Annotated in this window: 14 protein-coding genes, 1 other RNA gene and 3 pseudogenes; 17 read left to right on the top strand and 1 reads right to left on the bottom strand. The window is 27.3% G+C overall.

Annotation, left to right across the window (positions count from 1 at the left end; all coding sequences use genetic code 11):
• The 5 genes and pseudogenes from pulA to ANHYDRO_RS03530 all read left to right on the top strand — a co-directional run bounded on the left by pulA (position 1) and on the right by ANHYDRO_RS03530 (position 6,973).
• On the top strand, positions 1 to 1,887 hold the full coding sequence (pulA, locus tag ANHYDRO_RS03550) for a type I pullulanase (protein WP_004813540.1): 1,887 nt from the start codon (positions 1 to 3) through the stop codon (positions 1,885 to 1,887).
• A pseudogene (locus tag ANHYDRO_RS03545) lies at positions 1,877 to 3,569 on the top strand (phospho-sugar mutase). The gene pulA and the pseudogene ANHYDRO_RS03545 overlap by 11 nt, the downstream one beginning before the upstream one ends.
• A gap of 150 nt (positions 3,570 to 3,719) precedes the next feature.
• Positions 3,720 to 4,223, top strand: a complete 504-nt coding sequence (locus tag ANHYDRO_RS03540; RefSeq protein WP_004813534.1) for an FHA domain-containing protein — start codon at positions 3,720 to 3,722, stop codon at positions 4,221 to 4,223.
• Positions 4,210 to 5,487 carry an FtsW/RodA/SpoVE family cell cycle protein gene (locus tag ANHYDRO_RS03535; protein ID WP_004813531.1) on the top strand — a complete coding sequence of 426 codons (1,278 nt, stop codon included), beginning with the start codon at positions 4,210 to 4,212 and terminating at the stop codon, positions 5,485 to 5,487. Before ANHYDRO_RS03540 ends, ANHYDRO_RS03535 begins: the two co-directional genes overlap by 14 nt.
• Positions 5,462 to 6,973 (top strand): peptidoglycan D,D-transpeptidase FtsI family protein, encoded by a 1,512-nt coding sequence (locus ANHYDRO_RS03530; RefSeq protein ID WP_004813530.1) that lies wholly within the window; start codon positions 5,462 to 5,464, stop codon positions 6,971 to 6,973. Before ANHYDRO_RS03535 ends, ANHYDRO_RS03530 begins: the two co-directional genes overlap by 26 nt.
• Positions 6,974 to 7,015: 42 nt before the next feature.
• On the opposite strand, the gene ANHYDRO_RS03525 is transcribed toward ANHYDRO_RS03530, so the two are convergent.
• Entirely contained in the window at positions 7,016 to 7,801 is a 786-nt protein-coding gene (locus ANHYDRO_RS03525; protein WP_004813528.1) for an NAD(+)/NADH kinase, read from the bottom strand.
• Between the two features lie 66 nt (positions 7,802 to 7,867).
• Here ANHYDRO_RS03525 and ANHYDRO_RS03520 point away from each other — a divergent pair, with 66 nt between their 5' ends.
• From ANHYDRO_RS03520 to ANHYDRO_RS03480, 12 genes and pseudogenes are all read left to right on the top strand, one after another.
• The gene (locus tag ANHYDRO_RS03520) at positions 7,868 to 8,716 is read left to right on the top strand and encodes an RluA family pseudouridine synthase (protein ID WP_004813527.1); all 849 of its coding nucleotides are present in this window, start codon (positions 7,868 to 7,870) and stop codon (positions 8,714 to 8,716) included.
• A 46-nt stretch (positions 8,717 to 8,762) separates the two neighbouring features.
• A non-coding RNA gene (gene ssrS, locus ANHYDRO_RS09590) (6S RNA) lies at positions 8,763 to 8,931 on the top strand.
• A gap of 83 nt (positions 8,932 to 9,014) precedes the next feature.
• A complete protein-coding gene (locus ANHYDRO_RS03515; protein WP_004816459.1) occupies positions 9,015 to 9,590 on the top strand; it encodes a YtxH domain-containing protein in 576 nt (191 codons plus the stop codon).
• A 10-nt stretch (positions 9,591 to 9,600) separates the two neighbouring features.
• Positions 9,601 to 10,044, top strand: a complete 444-nt coding sequence (locus ANHYDRO_RS03510; protein WP_004813521.1) for a DUF948 domain-containing protein — start codon at positions 9,601 to 9,603, stop codon at positions 10,042 to 10,044.
• A gap of 47 nt (positions 10,045 to 10,091) precedes the next feature.
• A pseudogene (locus ANHYDRO_RS03505) lies at positions 10,092 to 11,101 on the top strand (LacI family DNA-binding transcriptional regulator).
• Between the two features lie 52 nt (positions 11,102 to 11,153).
• Entirely contained in the window at positions 11,154 to 11,414 is a 261-nt protein-coding gene (locus ANHYDRO_RS03500) for an HPr family phosphocarrier protein (protein WP_004813516.1), read from the top strand.
• 60 nt (positions 11,415 to 11,474) lie between these two features.
• The gene (ptsP, locus tag ANHYDRO_RS03495; protein ID WP_004813514.1) at positions 11,475 to 13,184 is read left to right on the top strand and encodes a phosphoenolpyruvate--protein phosphotransferase; all 1,710 of its coding nucleotides are present in this window, start codon (positions 11,475 to 11,477) and stop codon (positions 13,182 to 13,184) included.
• Positions 13,184 to 14,104 (top strand): hypothetical protein, encoded by a 921-nt coding sequence (locus ANHYDRO_RS03490; protein WP_004813513.1) that lies wholly within the window; start codon positions 13,184 to 13,186, stop codon positions 14,102 to 14,104. The genes ptsP and ANHYDRO_RS03490 overlap by 1 nt, the downstream gene beginning before the upstream one ends.
• A gap of 117 nt (positions 14,105 to 14,221) precedes the next feature.
• Positions 14,222 to 14,440 carry a YitT family protein gene (locus tag ANHYDRO_RS10440; protein WP_004813511.1) on the top strand — a complete coding sequence of 73 codons (219 nt, stop codon included), beginning with the start codon at positions 14,222 to 14,224 and terminating at the stop codon, positions 14,438 to 14,440.
• Positions 14,433 to 15,074, top strand: coding sequence for a YitT family protein (locus ANHYDRO_RS03485; RefSeq protein ID WP_004813509.1), 642 nt, complete (start codon positions 14,433 to 14,435; stop codon positions 15,072 to 15,074). Before ANHYDRO_RS10440 ends, ANHYDRO_RS03485 begins: the two co-directional genes overlap by 8 nt.
• A 14-nt stretch (positions 15,075 to 15,088) precedes the next feature.
• Positions 15,089 to 15,238, top strand: a pseudogene (locus tag ANHYDRO_RS11145) (S1-like domain-containing RNA-binding protein); the annotation flags it as partial.
• A gap of 48 nt (positions 15,239 to 15,286) precedes the next feature.
• Entirely contained in the window at positions 15,287 to 15,895 is a 609-nt protein-coding gene (locus tag ANHYDRO_RS03480) for a S1 RNA-binding domain-containing protein (RefSeq protein WP_004813508.1), read from the top strand.

Here is a 15,895-nt window from a genome sequence, read left to right as displayed (position 1 = left end):
ATGACATACAAGTACGAAGAAATTAAAGATATAAAAATGGGAGCAAATTACAATAAAAATTTTACAGAATTTAGGGTATTTGCTCCCAATAGAGAAAAAATAGAATTATTAATAAGTGATGACTATAGGAAGACTAGAAAAGAAAAATTTTCAATGGTTAAAGAGGACTATGACATCTTCTACTGTAAAATAGAAAGAGATTTGGATGGATATTTTTATTCTTACTTAGTAGAAGATATGTACGAAGTTACAGACCCTTACTCTACAGCTTCATCAATAAATAGTCTTATGTCTGCAGTTATTGATTTTAAAAAAACAAATCCTAAAGGGTTTAATAAAAGTTATAAGAAAAATTTAGAAAACGAGGCTGTTATTTATGAATTAAATGTCAAAGACTATACATCTAATAAAAACTCAGGTGTGAAATATAGGGGGAAATATTTGGGTCTTTCGGAAATTGAGACTAACTTTTGTGGTCAATCTACTGGATTAAGTAATATAGTTGATTTGGGAATTACCCACATTCAATTAATGCCCATCTATGATTTTATTACTACATTTGAAGAAGAAGAAAAATTTTTTGATGCTGATAATTATAATTGGGGTTATGACCCAGAGCTATATTTTAATGTTGAAGGTTCTTATTCAACAAATCCATATAATCCATCCAGACGAATTTATGAATTAAAGAAAATGATTAAAACAATCCATGAAAATAATATAAATGTAATAATGGATGTAGTTTTTAACCATACCTATAAAACAAAAGATTCAAATCTTGAAATCCTTGCTCCAGGCTACTATCATAGAAGAAATAAGGATGGAAATTTTTCAAATGGTTCGGGGGTGGGAAATGAACTTGCAAGCGAAAGGCCATTTGTAAGAAAATTAATTATAGATTCATTAAAGCATTGGGTCTTAGAATACGATATTGATGGTTTTAGATTTGATCTTATGGCCTTAATTGATATCGATACAATAAAAATCGCCCTAAAAGAATTAAAAAAAATAAAGCCATATATTATGGTTTATGGAGAGCCTTGGATGGGTGGAGAATCTGCGCTTCCAATTGATAAGCAAATTTTAATAGGAAGTCAAAAATCTAATGGATTTTCAGTATTTAATGATAGGTATAGAGATGCAATAAAGGGTGATAATAATGGTTACTCTAAGGGTTATATTCAAGGAAATTTCTTTTTGAAAAATCAAATTGAAACAGGAATAGCAGGAAGTATTTTTTATGATGAAAAAAGAAATGGATTTGCAGATGACGCTAGCGAGGTAATAAACTATTTTAATTGCCATGATAATTTAATATATTATGATAAACTAAAAATTTCCTTAAATCATGATGATGATATAAATTTAATTGCTAAATTAGGCTTTGCTATTTTATTTTTATCTTTTGGCAAGCCCCTTATTTATGAAGGTAATGAATTTAATAATACCAAATCAAATAACAGCAATTCCTACAATTCAAGCTTGAGTGTAAATGGAGTTAACTGGCAAGATAAAATTGATAACTTAGAAATGTTTGAATATGTTAAGGATTTAATAAAACTTAGAAAAAAATTAAAAATTTTCAACATAATTAAATCATCAGAAATTAAAAAAAGCCTAACATTTGTTGATAATCTAGATGATCATATTATTGCCTATAAATTAAAAGATAGGGACAGTTTGGTTTATATAATAATAAATGCTCTAGATAAAGAGATTTATATAGATGAAAATCTGAAAAATAAGATATTTGAAGGTGAAAAAGAACTTGTTAAAATTTTTAATCAAAAGGGTATTATTAATAAAAGATTAGATATATCTGAAGTTAATTATTTAGGTAAAAAATCTGCAAATGTATATATAAGAGGAGAAAAAGATGAATTATAAAAAAATTTATGAAGATTGGTTGAATAATGAGTTCTTTGATAATGACACAAGGAATGAATTAAAAAAAATAGAAGATGATGAAGCAGAAATAGAAGATAGGTTCTATCAAGAACTAGCATTCGGTACTGCAGGTCTTAGAGGTAAGATTGGTGCTGGAACAAATAGAATGAATCAATACACAGTTGCTAAAGCAACTCAAGGATTTGCAGATACAATTAATGAGATGGGTGAAGAGGCAAAAGAAAAGGGTGTTGTAATTTGTTATGATGTAAGACATAGATCAGATGAGTTTTCAAAAATTAGCTCTGAAGTTTTTGCAGCTAATGGAATAAAAGTTCATATTTTTAAAGATATTCAACCAACTCCTGTTTGCTCATATGCAATTAGAAAATTAAAAGCTATAGGTGGAGTTATGGTTACTGCAAGTCATAATCCAAGAGAATATAATGGATATAAGGCTTATGGATCAGACGGAAGCCAAATACTTGAAGATACAGCTGTAAAAATTCAAAATTATATGAAAGAATATGATGATTATTCTAAAATAAAAAGAGTAGATTTTGATAAGGCAATGGGTGAAGGAATAATTTCTTATATAGATGATTCTCTTATAGAAGATTATGTTAAAGAAGTTTTGGATTGCACAATTAATGAAGATATCGATAAAAATGTTAAAATTGTATATACACCATTAAATGGTTGTGGGAATAAATTGGTTAGAAGAATTCTTGATGAAAGAGGATTTAAAAATATTTATATAGTTGAAGAACAAGAAAATCCAGATCCAGATTTTTCTACTGTTGGTTATCCAAATCCTGAAGATCCAAAAGCTTTTAAACTTTCAGAAGAACTAGGAAAGAAAGTTGATGCTGAACTTTTACTTGCAACAGATCCTGATTCAGACAGGTGTGCTGTAGAAGTAAAAGATGAAAATGGGAATTATATATTCTTAACAGGAAATCAAATTGGATCTCTTCTTTCAAACTATATTTTAACTGCCCTAAAAGAAAATAATTCTTTGCCAAAAGATGGTGCTATTGTTAAATCAATTGTATCAACAGATTTAGTAAAGCCTATTGCAAAAAGTTTTGGTGTTGATGTTTACGAAGTTTTGACTGGATTTAAAAATATTTATGAAGTTGCCAATGAGTTTGAAAAAGTTGGCAAAGGTGAATTTATCTTTGGATTTGAAGAAAGTATAGGATATAATTATAAAACATTCGTAAGAGATAAGGATGCTGTAAATGCTGCTATGCTTATTAGTGAAATGACAGCTTATTACAAGAAAAAAGGTGAATCTTTATTAGATGTTTTAGAAAAAATTTATGAAGAATACGGATATTATTCAAATGAAGTTCAATCTATAGTACTTGAAGGTTTGGATGGGGCTCAAAAAAATCAAAAGAATTATGGAGAGCATAAGAAAAAATCCAATTGATAAATTTATAGGATTAAAAGTTAAAAAAATTGTAGATTATCAATTCGATGATACTGGTCTTTCTAAATCTAATGTTTTGAAATACTATCTAGAAGATGATTCTTGGTTTGTTCTAAGACCATCAGGTACAGAGCCAAAAATAAAATTATACTTAAATCTTATAGGTGAAAGCGAAGAAAAAGCAGAAGATAAGAAAGAAAAATTAAAAGCAGAAGTTAATAAAATAATAGATAAGATTGATTAAAGCTAAAAAAATATGCCTATGAACAAATTTTTCATATAGTTCATAGGCATAATATTTTTGGAATTTAAAATAAACTTATGTTTTTTATAAGTTTATTTTAAAGAAAGATAAATTTTTGATAAGATAGATAAAAGAAAGTAAGGAGGTCTTATGGATCAATTTTTTAACTTTATAGATAAAGTTTTTTCTATACAAGTTTTTGGTAATATGACATTATATCAATTGTTATCTACAATTTTAAAATATGTATTCGTAGTAATTGTCTTATACTTTATTTATTCTATTATAAGAATAATTTATTATGATGTAAGATATGCTGTTAAAAAAGAGCAAATCTCAGATACATATCTACAGTTTATTAATCAAAATCAAGAACATAAGTTTAAAGTTCAAGAATACTATTATATAGGTGAAAACAATACAATAGGAAGAGATGATAGAAATTCTATATGTATAAAGGATAAGTTTTTATCAAGTTTTCATGCAAGGATTATTTTAGATAATGGAATATATTTTTTAGAAGATTTGAACTCTTCTAATGGTACTTACCTAAATGATGAAAGAATAAATGAAGCTATCGAGCTTAAAAATAAAGATATAATAAAATTTGGGGAATTAAAATTTTTATTTATAAATGGTGATGAAGATGCTTAAAAAAGAAAATAAAAATATTCTTAACCAAAAAAAATATAAGGCTAAAGCTCTATTTCTTTTGTTTGTTTTTGAATTTCTATCTTTAAGTTTATCCATGATTTATAATGCAGATAAGCTAAAAAGTGGTGATTTTTATGCATATGTAGCAATACTTGCTATTACAATTATCTCTACTGTCTTAGCTAACAAACTAACAAGAAGCGATAGTATATTATTGTTGATAGTTAATATGTTGTTTTCAATTGGAGTTGTAATGATTTATAGGCTAGATCCAGCTTTAGGAAAAAAACAGCTGCTATTTTATTTTATAGGAGTTATAGTATTTTTTACTACTTATTATATCTTACCTAAAAATAAAAATTGGGATAATCATATAGTTTTTTACTTTGTGGTATCTATTGTTTTGTTTGTAGCTACACTAATTTTCGGATTTGCATCTGGTGGAGCAAAAAACTGGATTACTCTTGGACCTATTAGCATACAACCATCTGAATTTATTAAAATTCCGTTTATATTTTTTATAGCCAGTTTTTACACAAATTACAACAAGTATAAGAAAAAAGCTTTTGGAAAATATTACCTATCTATTGGAATTTATATTTTTATTTTGATGTTTTTTATTCAAAAGGAATTGGGAACAGCCTTAATATTTTTTGGAACTATGATACTTACACAATTTGTATATGAGAGAGATAGAAAATTAATATTTGTTAATCTTATTCTAGTTATATTAGGTGCAATTTTAGCTTACTTTTTATTTTCTCACATAAGAGTAAGAGTTGAGACTTGGATAGATCCATGGTCTGTAATTGATGATAAAGGATATCAAATTACACAATCATTATTTGCCTTGGCAAGTGGAGGTTTATTTGGAACTGGAATTGGTTTAGGAAGACCTGATTATATACCAGTTGCTGAAAGTGATTTTATCTTTCCAGCAATTTGTGAAGAATATGGAATATTTATGGGAATTGCAGTTGTATTATTATTTTTGATTTTGGTTTATAGGGCAATTAAAGTATCTTTACAACAAGAAAATAAGTTTTATTCAATATTAGCTTTTTGTATAGGAATTTTATTTGCACTTCAAACTCTAATAATTTTAGGTGGGGTTTTAAAACTAATTCCACTTACTGGAGTTACACTCCCATTTATATCAGCTGGTGGTTCTTCAATGGTTTCAGGATTTATTTTACTTGCAATACTACAATATTGCGGTCAAAATTTAGAAAATGGTGATGAAAATGAAAAAGAAAAAAGATAAACAAAAACCATTTATTCAAAAAATTCTTGAAATGGAAAAAAAACAAAGACTAAAGGACGAAGAAAATGTCCATATTTTAGAAAAATCTACAATGAATAAGAGATTAATATATGTGATGATTTTATTTATATTAATGTTTTTATTTATAGTTTTGTATCTTGTATACTTTCAACTATTTAAGGCAGAAAGCCTTTCGGAAAATTCTCATAACAAAAGATTATGGGTGAATGAAAATGTTATAAAAAGAGGAAATATTTACGATAGAAATGGAAATGTCTTAGTTTATAACGAAAAAGATGAAAATGGAAACAGTTTTAGGGTTTATAGTGAGGGAAAAGTAAACTCAGCTTTTACAGGATATAATTCAGTAAAATATGGAAAAAGTGGTTTGGAAAAAACTTATAATAAAGAACTTTTAAATATTTCTGACCAACCCACATCTAAAATAAGAGATATGGTAGAAAAAACTGGTGTAGGTAATAACTTAAACCTAACAATTGATCAAACAATTCAGGAAATTGCATATAACAGTTTAGGAAATCATATTGGATCAATTGTTGTTATGGATCCTAGAAATGGTGAAGTTTTAGCCATGGTATCAAAACCATCATATAATCCTAATACTTTGGACGAGGACTGGGATCTTTTAATTCAAGACACAGATGCACCTTTATTAAACAGATCAAGCCAAGGTATTTATAGGCCTGCATCAACTATGAAAATAGTAAGTGCAGATACAATATTAAGAAGTGGAATAAATACTAATTTTAATGATACTGGTAGTGTAACTATACAAAATTATAAAATTACGAATTATGGGGACTATTCTTACGGACAGGTTAATCTTAGGTCTGCCTTAATGAATTCTCTTAATACTTACTTTGCTTCAAAAATAAATCAAATTGGCAAAGATAAATTTAAAAAAGTTACAGAAGATTATATGTTTAATAAAAATTATAAATTTGACTTAGAAAAAGTTAGTCCAAAAATACCATTTGATGACTTAAACCAAGTAGATACAGCAATGACAGCTTTTGGATATGGAAAGACAAAAGTTACACCTTTACACATGGCGATGATTGCATCTACGATTGCAAATGATGGAAAAATGATGCAACCAAGATTGGTAAGAAATGTTGTTAATAAAGATGGAAAAGTTATTAAAGAAAGTAAAAGCGAAGTTATATCTGATGTAACCAGTACAGAGATAGCAAATACAATTAGAGACTATATGGTTGATGTTGTAAATTATGGTACAGCAAAGGCAGCTTATTTACAATCAGTTCAAATTGCAGGAAAATCTGGAACTGTAGATAAAAAAGATGGTGGAGTAGATGGATGGTTTGTAGGATTTGCGCCAGCCTATGATCCTAAGCTCGCATTTGCAATAGTTGTTGAAGATACAGATGAACTAGCTGGAGAAGTAGCAGTTCCAATTGGTGGACAAATGATAAATAACATAGTAAACAATGTGAATTTATATTAAAAAAAGGTTAGTATCTTTTATTTGGATACTAACCTTTTATATTTATAAGAGCTTATTTTTAATATTTGTCCAATAGTGATTTTTATTTAAAATAAGTTTTTTTAATTCTTTATTTGAAATTTTTGTAGTTATTTTAAAATTATTTGATTTGAATTCTTTTCCATCGAATAAAAAAACAGTATGATAATTATCTCTTTTGCTGACGTTGATTTCTATTTCTGCATTTTTCGGTAAAATTATTGGAGCTTTTAATGACCTATTTAAACTAGAAAAAACTGGAGCTATTGGTGTAAGTTGAAATCCTTCCAAAGATTGGTGCAATATAGCACCGTTTGATGATAAGTTGTATGCAGTAGATCCGTGAGGAGTAGAAATTATTAAACCATCACCTGAAAAGTTTTCTATGAAATTGCCATCAATAAAAAGTCTAAGTCTTACAATTTGATTTCTATTACTTTTTACTACAACTTCATTAACAGCATTAATTTGATTTCTTCCTATTTTCGATTCAAGCATAGGTAATTTTTCTATGTAATATTTTTTTTCGGAAAAACATTTAACAAAATCTTCAATATTGTCTGGACTAACCTCTTGGTAAAAGCCTAAATGGCCTGTGTTGATACCAATAAATGGAATGGTTGAAAATTTAGAATTCTTGACAGCATTTAGGAAAGTTCCATCACCACCAATAACAAGGTTTAAACAGGCGTTTGGATTATAATTGGAAGATACTTCATATCCAAAATCATTTAAAATAGACTTAGTTTTATTGTATATATTTTTGCTATATCTAGATTTATTTTTAAATATATTGATTATTTTAGTCATTGTTACTTACCTTTCTTAAGATATAATTAATTATAACATAAAAATATAAAAGATTTGAGGTGAAATATGGATAAATTAGAATTTGAAATTAAAGAAAAAATAAATTTAAAAGAGTTATTAAAAAGTAAAAATATATCCACTAGGGCTTATAAGAAAATTATAAATAACTTAGTATATGTTAATGATGAGAAAATTAGTAAAAATATTGGATTAAAAGCAGGGGATAAAGTTAAAATTTTAATAGAGGATGAAAATTTAAATTATGAACCTATTAATAAAAAAATAAAAATTTTATATGAAGATAAAGATATTGTGGCTGTTGATAAGCCTCCAAATCTTACAGTTAATTCTAAAAATCAAGAAAGCTTATCAAATTACCTTGCTTATTATTTTAAAGAAAATAAGATAAAATCCCAAATAAGATTAATAAATAGACTTGATATGAACACTTCTGGAATAATGCTGGTAGCAAAAAATCCCTTTTCTCATGCTTATTATCAAAATCAAATAGAAAATAATGAACTTGATAAAGAATATCTAGCCTTAGTTGAAGGAAATTTAATAATTGATGACTTTTGTGAAATAGATATTGATTATGACAAAGAAAATAAAAAAATGAAAGTTGTTTCCGATAAGAATCATGTAAAAACATATTTTAAGACATTAAAAAATTATGGTAAATTTTCTTTAATATACTGTAAAATCTATACAGGAAAAACTCATCAAATAAGATTAAGTTTGGCTTATTTAAACCACCCAATTCTTGGGGATAATTTATACGGATCAAAGTATGATATAGAAAGATTTTTATTACATGCATATAGGATTAAATTTAAGAGTTTTAGAGATCAAAAGAAAATAACGATATTATCAAAACCTGATTTTGATAAGTATTTAAATTCCAAGCTTTTTTAGAAAATATGAATGATTTGCAATTATGCTTTTCATGATATATAATAAAGATATTCCAAGGAGCAAGGTCCAAATTTAAACCTACAACATTTATAAGGGATTGCGGAGTTTTGACTTTGATGGCAAGCCTCCTGTGAGTGGAAGTCAGAAATTTCAAACAGCAAACCCACCTTCACTAACGCGAAGGTATTAAATATAAGGGCCACCTTGGATTTTTTTATTAATGTTACTTTACTTATTAATATGGGTATTAATAAGTAAGAAAGTATTTGACAAAATATTTAATATAAGGAGAGATAAAATGAGTATAGCTGATTATATTGAAAGCAAAGCACAAAGAAAACAAAGAGAAATTAAATATGAAATTTGGAAAGTTAAAAATCATGATAGCAGAATGAGAGCTCAAGGCGCTCTAGTTGGAGCTTTAGCAGGAGTAGCTGCTGGATTATTTTTAGCACCAAAATCAGGAAAAGATTTAAGAAAAGATATTAAAGATTCTGTAGATAATACTGTAAACCAAGTTAAAGATTCTACAAATGATTTAATTGAAAATGCAAAAGATTCATATGTGGATTTTAAAGATAGAGCTTATACAGAATTAGAGCCTATAGAAGAAGGATTTGAAGAAGGAAAAAAAGTTCTTAAAGACACTGTAGAAAAGACAAAGGCAAATGCCAAAGAAAATGCAAAAGACGTTAAAGAAGAAGCTAAAAAATTAAAAGAAGATGCAAAAGACGTCAAAGATGCAGCTAAAGATGGTGCTAAAGAAGCTAAAAAAGATATAAAAGAAGGTAAAGAAGAAGTCAAAGACGTAGCTGATGATACTAAAAAGAAAGCTGGAGAAGTTAAAAGAGCTGAGGATAAAAAAAATAAGTAAGGGGTAGATAATGGTTACAATAAATTTAAGATTAATAGCTGATGTAATCTTATTATTAGTAGGTATTATTGCTATAATATTTCTTGCTTTATTTTTGAAAAAAGCTTCCGGCTTAGTTGACTCTATACAAAAAATTGTTGATAAAAACGAGAAAAATTTAGACGGAGTAATTGATAAATTACCAGCACTTGTAGATCAAGCAAATATTTTAGTTGATAATGTAAATGGATTAGTTTCAGATCCAAATCTTAAAATGGCTATATCTAATGCAAATTTAGCTATTTCTAATGTAAGTGATATTACTGTAGATGTAAAAGACACAGTTAATTATTTTGGAGAAAGTGTAGTTGATACAACTGATACATTTGGAGAAGGAATTGCTTCAATAAATGATTATGCTTCATTAATAATGGATGTATTTGACATTGTAAAAAGTGTAATATCTGGAAGATAGGCCATCATAGATGGCCTTTATTATTTTTAATTAAGAAAGGAGCATACATGGCACAACCAACGATTAAAGACGTTGCGAAACTTGCAGGAGTTTCAATCTCAACTGTATCAAGAGTAATGAATGATTCAAAACCAGTAAGTCCTGAAGCAAGAAAAAAGTTTTAGATGCTATAAACAAATTAGATTTTAAGCCAAATGAGCTTGCCAGAAGTTTGGTTATGAAAAAATCCAACCTAATAGGAGTTATAGTCGAGGACATTGGAATAGAATATATGGCGCAATTAATTAGAGGAGTAGAAGAAATCGGTCACCTCTATAAATACGATATAATTCTATCAAGTACTTATGGGGACGATAATGCCCTAGAAAATGCTATTGACTTCTTATCAACAAAACAAGTTGAAGGAATTGTAGTAATAAGCGAGGATATTTCTCCTGAAATTTTGGTGAAGTTAAGAGATAATAAAATACCATTTTTATTATTAGATAAATTACATGAATTCAAAAAAATAAATACTGTAAAAATAGATTATGAAAAAGAACAATATAAACTTGTAAAACATTTATTTAATCAAGGACATGAAAATATCGCTTACGTTACACTCAAAAATCACAATCATTTAACAGACACAAAAATTTCAGGCTATGAGAAATTTATTAAAGAAAATAATTTAAAATCTATTATTATAGAAGCTGATGGAAAAAATAGTGATGATGGGTATAATATAGGAGAAGAGGTTATATCTCAAGCTAAAAGCGAAAATATAAGTGCTATAAGCTTTTATAATGATCAAACGGCAGTAGGATTTATATCTTATTGTCTTGATAATGGTATAAAAATACCAGAAGATTATTCAGTAGTAGGATTCGGAAATTATGAAATATCTAGAGTATATAGACCGAAATTAACTACTGTTTCTATCCCTAACTATGATATAGGAGCCATAGGAATAAGGGCACTAATCAAAAGAATTAGAGGAGAAGAAGACATCCTTGAAAACAATTGGATATTAGATGCCCAATTAATAGAAAGAGATAGTACAAAAAGCATTAGTTGAATGTAACTTATTTAAATGTTAAAATAATAATATAATAATTTAGGAGGCAATTATGGCAGAAAGAAAAATTGTTGTTACTAACGAAACAGGTCTACACGCAAGACCAGCTGCATCATTAGTTCAATTTGTAAAAAATTATCCTGGTGATGTTAAATTAGTTAAAGATGGCAAAGAAGCTAACGCTAAAAGTATATTTAACGTAATGAGTCTTGGAATTTCAAAAGGTACAGAAATTGGTATCATAGTTGAAGGTGAAGACGAAGAAGCTTTTGCAGATAAACTAGCTGATTTTATTGATAACTTATCAGAATAATTAATTAAGGGGTACTTATTTGTACCCCTATATTTTTATAATTAGAAAGGAATTTTAAAAATGTCAGAAAAATTAAAAGGTATTATAGCATCTAATGGAGTTGCTATAGGTAAGCTTTTTTTATTTAATAAAGAAGAGTTAGTTATTGATAAGTTAAGTATCCAAGATGGAGAAAAAGAAGATAATATTAAAAAAGTTGATCAAGCTATTGATTCTTACTTTAAAGATTTAGATTATAAAGAAAACAACGAAGAGAACGAAGAAGTTTTAAATATAGTTAGAGCTCACAAAGAACTGTTACAAGATCCATACTTCTCAGATACTATAAAAGAGAAAATTCAAAATGAAAATAAAAATGCTGAGCTTGCTACAAGTGAGACAGTAGAACAAATGGTAATGGTTATGTCTGCTCTTGATGATGAATATTTAAAAGAAAGAGCTGATGATTACAAAGACATTGGTTTTCAAGTTTTGTGTAAAATAAAAAATATAGTTCCAAAAGACTTATCAAAACTAGATGAGGAATGTATTGTTATTTCTAAAGAGCTAACACCATCTGATACATCTAATATGGATAAGGAAAAAGTTTTAGCATTTGCTACAGATCTTGGTGGAAAAACATCTCATGTTTCTATAATTGCTCAAAACTTAGATATTCCTGCACTAGTAGGTATGCAAGATATTTCCACAAAAATTAAAGGCGATGAGCTAGCAATTATTGATGGAAATCAAGGTCTACTAATTATAAATCCTTCTGATCAAGAAGTTAGTGAATATAAAGAAAAAATTGAAAAAGAAAAAGAAGAGAGACAAAGACTTGAAAAAGTAAAAAATCTTGAAGCTAAAACTCTAGATGGAAAAGTATGTGAAGTTTCTGCAAATATAGGAAATCTAGCTGACCTTGAAGTTGCAATTGAACATGGATGTGACGGGGTTGGACTATTTAGGACAGAATTTTTGTATATGGAAAATGATCATTTCCCAACAGAGGAAGAACAATACCAAGTATACAAAAAAGCCACTCAAATGCTTGGAGAAAAACCTTTAGTTGTTAGAACTTTAGATATTGGTGGGGACAAAGGCCTAGATTATTATGATTTCCCTGAAGAAGAAAATCCATTTTTAGGTTATAGGGCAATTAGATTTTGCTTAGATCATCAAGATATTTTTAAAGCCCAATTAAGAGCCCTACTTAGAGCGTCAGCCTTTGGTAATTTAAAAATAATGCTTCCTTTTGTTATTTCAACTGACGAAATTAAACAAACAAGAGCCTTACTTGAAGATTTGAAAAAGGATCTTGATAAAGAAGGAATAGCTTATAATAAAGATATAGACCTCGGAATAATGGTTGAAACATCTGCATCAATAATTATGGCGGATAAGTTAATAAAATATTCTGATTTCTTCTCAATTGGTACAAACGACTTGACCCAATATACCCTTGCTTGTGACAGAGGAAATGAAAATATTTCTGATATATATAATAACTTTAATCCAGCAGTAATCAGATCAATTAAACATGTTATCGATGAAAGTCATAAGGCAGGTAAATGGACTGGAATGTGCGGCCAATTTGCATCAGATACTAAGGCTACAAAATTGCTATTAGGTCTTGGTTTAGATGAGTTCTCAGGCTCTGCATCTAAATTGCCAAAGGTAAAAGATATTATTAGAAATTCTAACTTTAAAGAAGAGGAAAAATTTGCTTTAAATATTCTAGACTTAGAAGATGTTAAAGATATAGAAGAATCTGTTGAAAAACATAATTAATGGATAAAAATATGAATGATAAGTCTCTTAAAATTATAAAAAGAACTAAATTTTTTATAGATAAAATTGATAGGATTAAAGTGATTGAAGATATATCTTCAAATAAAATCAGGGTAAAAGTTGATGATATTTCCTATGTTTTAGGACTTTATAATATTAATGATTATGACAATTTAAAAAACGAGGAAAAAATAAACAATTATTTAAAAGAGATTGATTTGTTAGATACTTTAGATTTGTTTGAAATTGGGATAATGCCGGATATTAATAAGTCTTATAAAGTTTTTGAATATAGAAATGAAATATCTTTAGGAGAATATTTAGATAGGATAAGCAAGGAAGAAGCTTACAAAATAGGTTCTAAGTTTGGGAGTATACTTAAAAATATTCATATAAAAAAAATTGATAAGAATAATAATTTAGATTGGTATAAGAATGTAGAAACAAAAGTTAATTTTTTATTATACAGACATGGTTTAAATAAAGTTCATGATAATAACGATTATATCTTAGTAGATTATTTAATGAATAACAAATATATCTGTAAAAATACAACTTGTAATCCTTTATATCAAAATATAAGTTATAAAAATATCAGAATTTTTGATAAGGATCAAATAGATATTAGAGGTTTAAAAGAAATAAAGGTTGGCGATGGAGTTAGTGACTTTGTTAATATTAATAAAATAGCAATAAAACACCCCGATTTTGCAATTGGGGTGATAAAATCATATCATGGTAATGATGTGATTTCTAGAAAATTTTATAGACTTTTAAGCTTTTACCAAGCATATTTTATTTTACAATCCTTAGTTGATATTAGAGATAATAAAAAATCATATTTGAGTGAATTTGAAATAGAAAAAATCTTGAATATGTATGATAACTTTTCAGAAATAATACCTTCATGGATAAGGTAATATAAAAGGCTAGGAATATTTCTTTCTTAGCCTTTTAAATTTGAATATCTTAAATTTTGTTAATACTAGAGTAGTCTACTGTGAAAAATTTAAATAAATGTTAATAGAGGAAATAATATGGGTGATAAAATAATTAAGACTATTAATATTTCAGTAAATTCAATATTAATAGCTTTTGGAATGTATTTTTTTCTAGTCCAACATAAAATTGCTTCAGGTGGGGTGACAGGTATTTCGCTAATATTTGCTAATTGGTTTAGCTTTTTTTACTGTTGGACAATGGTCCTTGTTTCTAAATGTAATTTTATTTGTATTGGCATTTCTTTTGATGGGTAAAGAATTTGGATACAAATCAGTCTTATCAGCCTTGCTAATATCATTGAGCTTGATGTTTTTTGAAAAATTTTTTCCAGATACAGTTTTTACTAATGATATTTTAATAAATATTTTATTTGGGGCGGGAATTGTTTCGTTTGCATTAAGTAGAATTTTCTTTAATAATGCATCATCAGGTGGTACTGATATCGTTGCTGCTATTTTAAATAAATATTTTAATATAGCTCTAGCTAAGTGCTTGTTTTTTATAGATTCTATGGTTGTATTAATGGCTGTAAAAGAGTTTGGAATAGAAATGGCAATGTATGCAGTATTAACAGTTATTATACAATCATTTGGTTTTAACTATTTTATCCAAGGTTTGGGAAGAAAAATTGCTATAACTATTATAAGCGATTACAGTGATGAAATAAATTCCATGATTTTAAACAAGTACGAAAGAGGAGTAAGCTTATATAAGTCAGAAGGTGGATATTCCCATAAAGAAAGAGATATTTTATTAACAGTAGTCCCTTTTAGGAAATATATACCTATTAGAGACGATATTTTAAAGATAGATAAAAATGCCTTTGTATTTACTCACACAATATCAGAAGTTTTAGGTGAAGGATTTACATATGATGTATTTAATTAGTTAGGAGTGATTTTATTAATAAACTAATAATAAAGAGAATTAACAAAAACAAAGCATATATACAAACAAAATTTGGAGATGCTTTAATAGATAAGAAAGAGATTGATGGATATAAACAAGGTGATAAGATAGAAGCCTATATTTATTATGATAAAAATAATATACTAAGAGCTAGTAGAAATTTAAATTTAGAAGCTAATAAAGTCTATAGTATGCCTTGCATTGAAATTAAAAAAAATGGAGCATATTTTTTATACCAAGATAATATAAAATTACTAATGCCAGCAAGCGAAAAAACTTATAAAATTATAAAGGATATGACTTACCCTGTTGGACTTTATTTTGACAATCAAAATATGCCAATACTTACTAGCAAAATAAGAGATCTTTTATCAAATGAACATAATTTTAAAGAAAATGACATTGTAGAAGGTAGGATATATTCTATAAATAAGCATATAGGAGCATTTGTAGCAATCAATAATCAATTTGATTCTTTAATTAGGATTAATGAATTAAAAGGTGTTCATATTGAAGGTGAACTTATGAAATTAAGAGTTAAAGAGGTAAAAGATGATGGGAAAATAGAACTATCGAATAGAAAAAGGTCATACTTAGAAATTGATGATGATAGTAAAAAAATCCTATATTATCTAGAAGAAAATGATGGAACAATTAATTTAGGAGATAAGTCATCACCAGATAAGATTTATAAGGTATTTGGTTTTTCAAAGGCAGCATACAAAAGAGCTATTGGAAAACTGTATAAAGAAAAATATATTAGGATATATCCTAAAAAAATAGAATTATTGGAGAGGTAA

This window comes from Anaerococcus hydrogenalis DSM 7454, from assembly GCF_000173355.1.
GTDB lineage: Bacteria > Bacillota > Clostridia > Tissierellales > Peptoniphilaceae > Anaerococcus > Anaerococcus hydrogenalis.
Note: the sequence above shows the minus strand (reverse complement) of the source record. Positions and strands in the feature narration are given on the sequence as shown.

Excerpts from the sequence above, each read along its gene's own strand:
- ANHYDRO_RS03520 (WP_004813527.1), top strand. The coding sequence starts at position 7,868 with ATGGATAAATTAGAATTTGAAATTAAAGAAAAAATAAATTTAAAAGAG.
- ANHYDRO_RS03525 (WP_004813528.1), bottom strand. The coding sequence starts at position 7,801 with ATGACTAAAATAATCAATATATTTAAAAATAAATCTAGATATAGCAAA.
- ANHYDRO_RS03480 (WP_004813508.1), top strand. The coding sequence starts at position 15,287 with ATGCCTTGCATTGAAATTAAAAAAAATGGAGCATATTTTTTATACCAA.
- pulA (WP_004813540.1), top strand. The coding sequence starts at position 1 with ATGACATACAAGTACGAAGAAATTAAAGATATAAAAATGGGAGCAAAT.
- ANHYDRO_RS03485 (WP_004813509.1), top strand. The coding sequence starts at position 14,433 with ATGGGTAAAGAATTTGGATACAAATCAGTCTTATCAGCCTTGCTAATA.
- ANHYDRO_RS03510 (WP_004813521.1), top strand. The coding sequence starts at position 9,601 with ATGGTTACAATAAATTTAAGATTAATAGCTGATGTAATCTTATTATTA.
- ptsP (WP_004813514.1), top strand. The coding sequence starts at position 11,475 with ATGTCAGAAAAATTAAAAGGTATTATAGCATCTAATGGAGTTGCTATA.
- ANHYDRO_RS03500 (WP_004813516.1), top strand. The coding sequence starts at position 11,154 with ATGGCAGAAAGAAAAATTGTTGTTACTAACGAAACAGGTCTACACGCA.
- ANHYDRO_RS03535 (WP_004813531.1), top strand. The coding sequence starts at position 4,210 with ATGAAGATGCTTAAAAAAGAAAATAAAAATATTCTTAACCAAAAAAAA.
- ANHYDRO_RS03490 (WP_004813513.1), top strand. The coding sequence starts at position 13,184 with ATGGATAAAAATATGAATGATAAGTCTCTTAAAATTATAAAAAGAACT.
- ANHYDRO_RS03515 (WP_004816459.1), top strand. The coding sequence starts at position 9,015 with ATGAGTATAGCTGATTATATTGAAAGCAAAGCACAAAGAAAACAAAGA.
- ANHYDRO_RS03530 (WP_004813530.1), top strand. The coding sequence starts at position 5,462 with ATGAAAATGAAAAAGAAAAAAGATAAACAAAAACCATTTATTCAAAAA.
- ANHYDRO_RS10440 (WP_004813511.1), top strand. The coding sequence starts at position 14,222 with ATGGGTGATAAAATAATTAAGACTATTAATATTTCAGTAAATTCAATA.
- ANHYDRO_RS03540 (WP_004813534.1), top strand. The coding sequence starts at position 3,720 with ATGGATCAATTTTTTAACTTTATAGATAAAGTTTTTTCTATACAAGTT.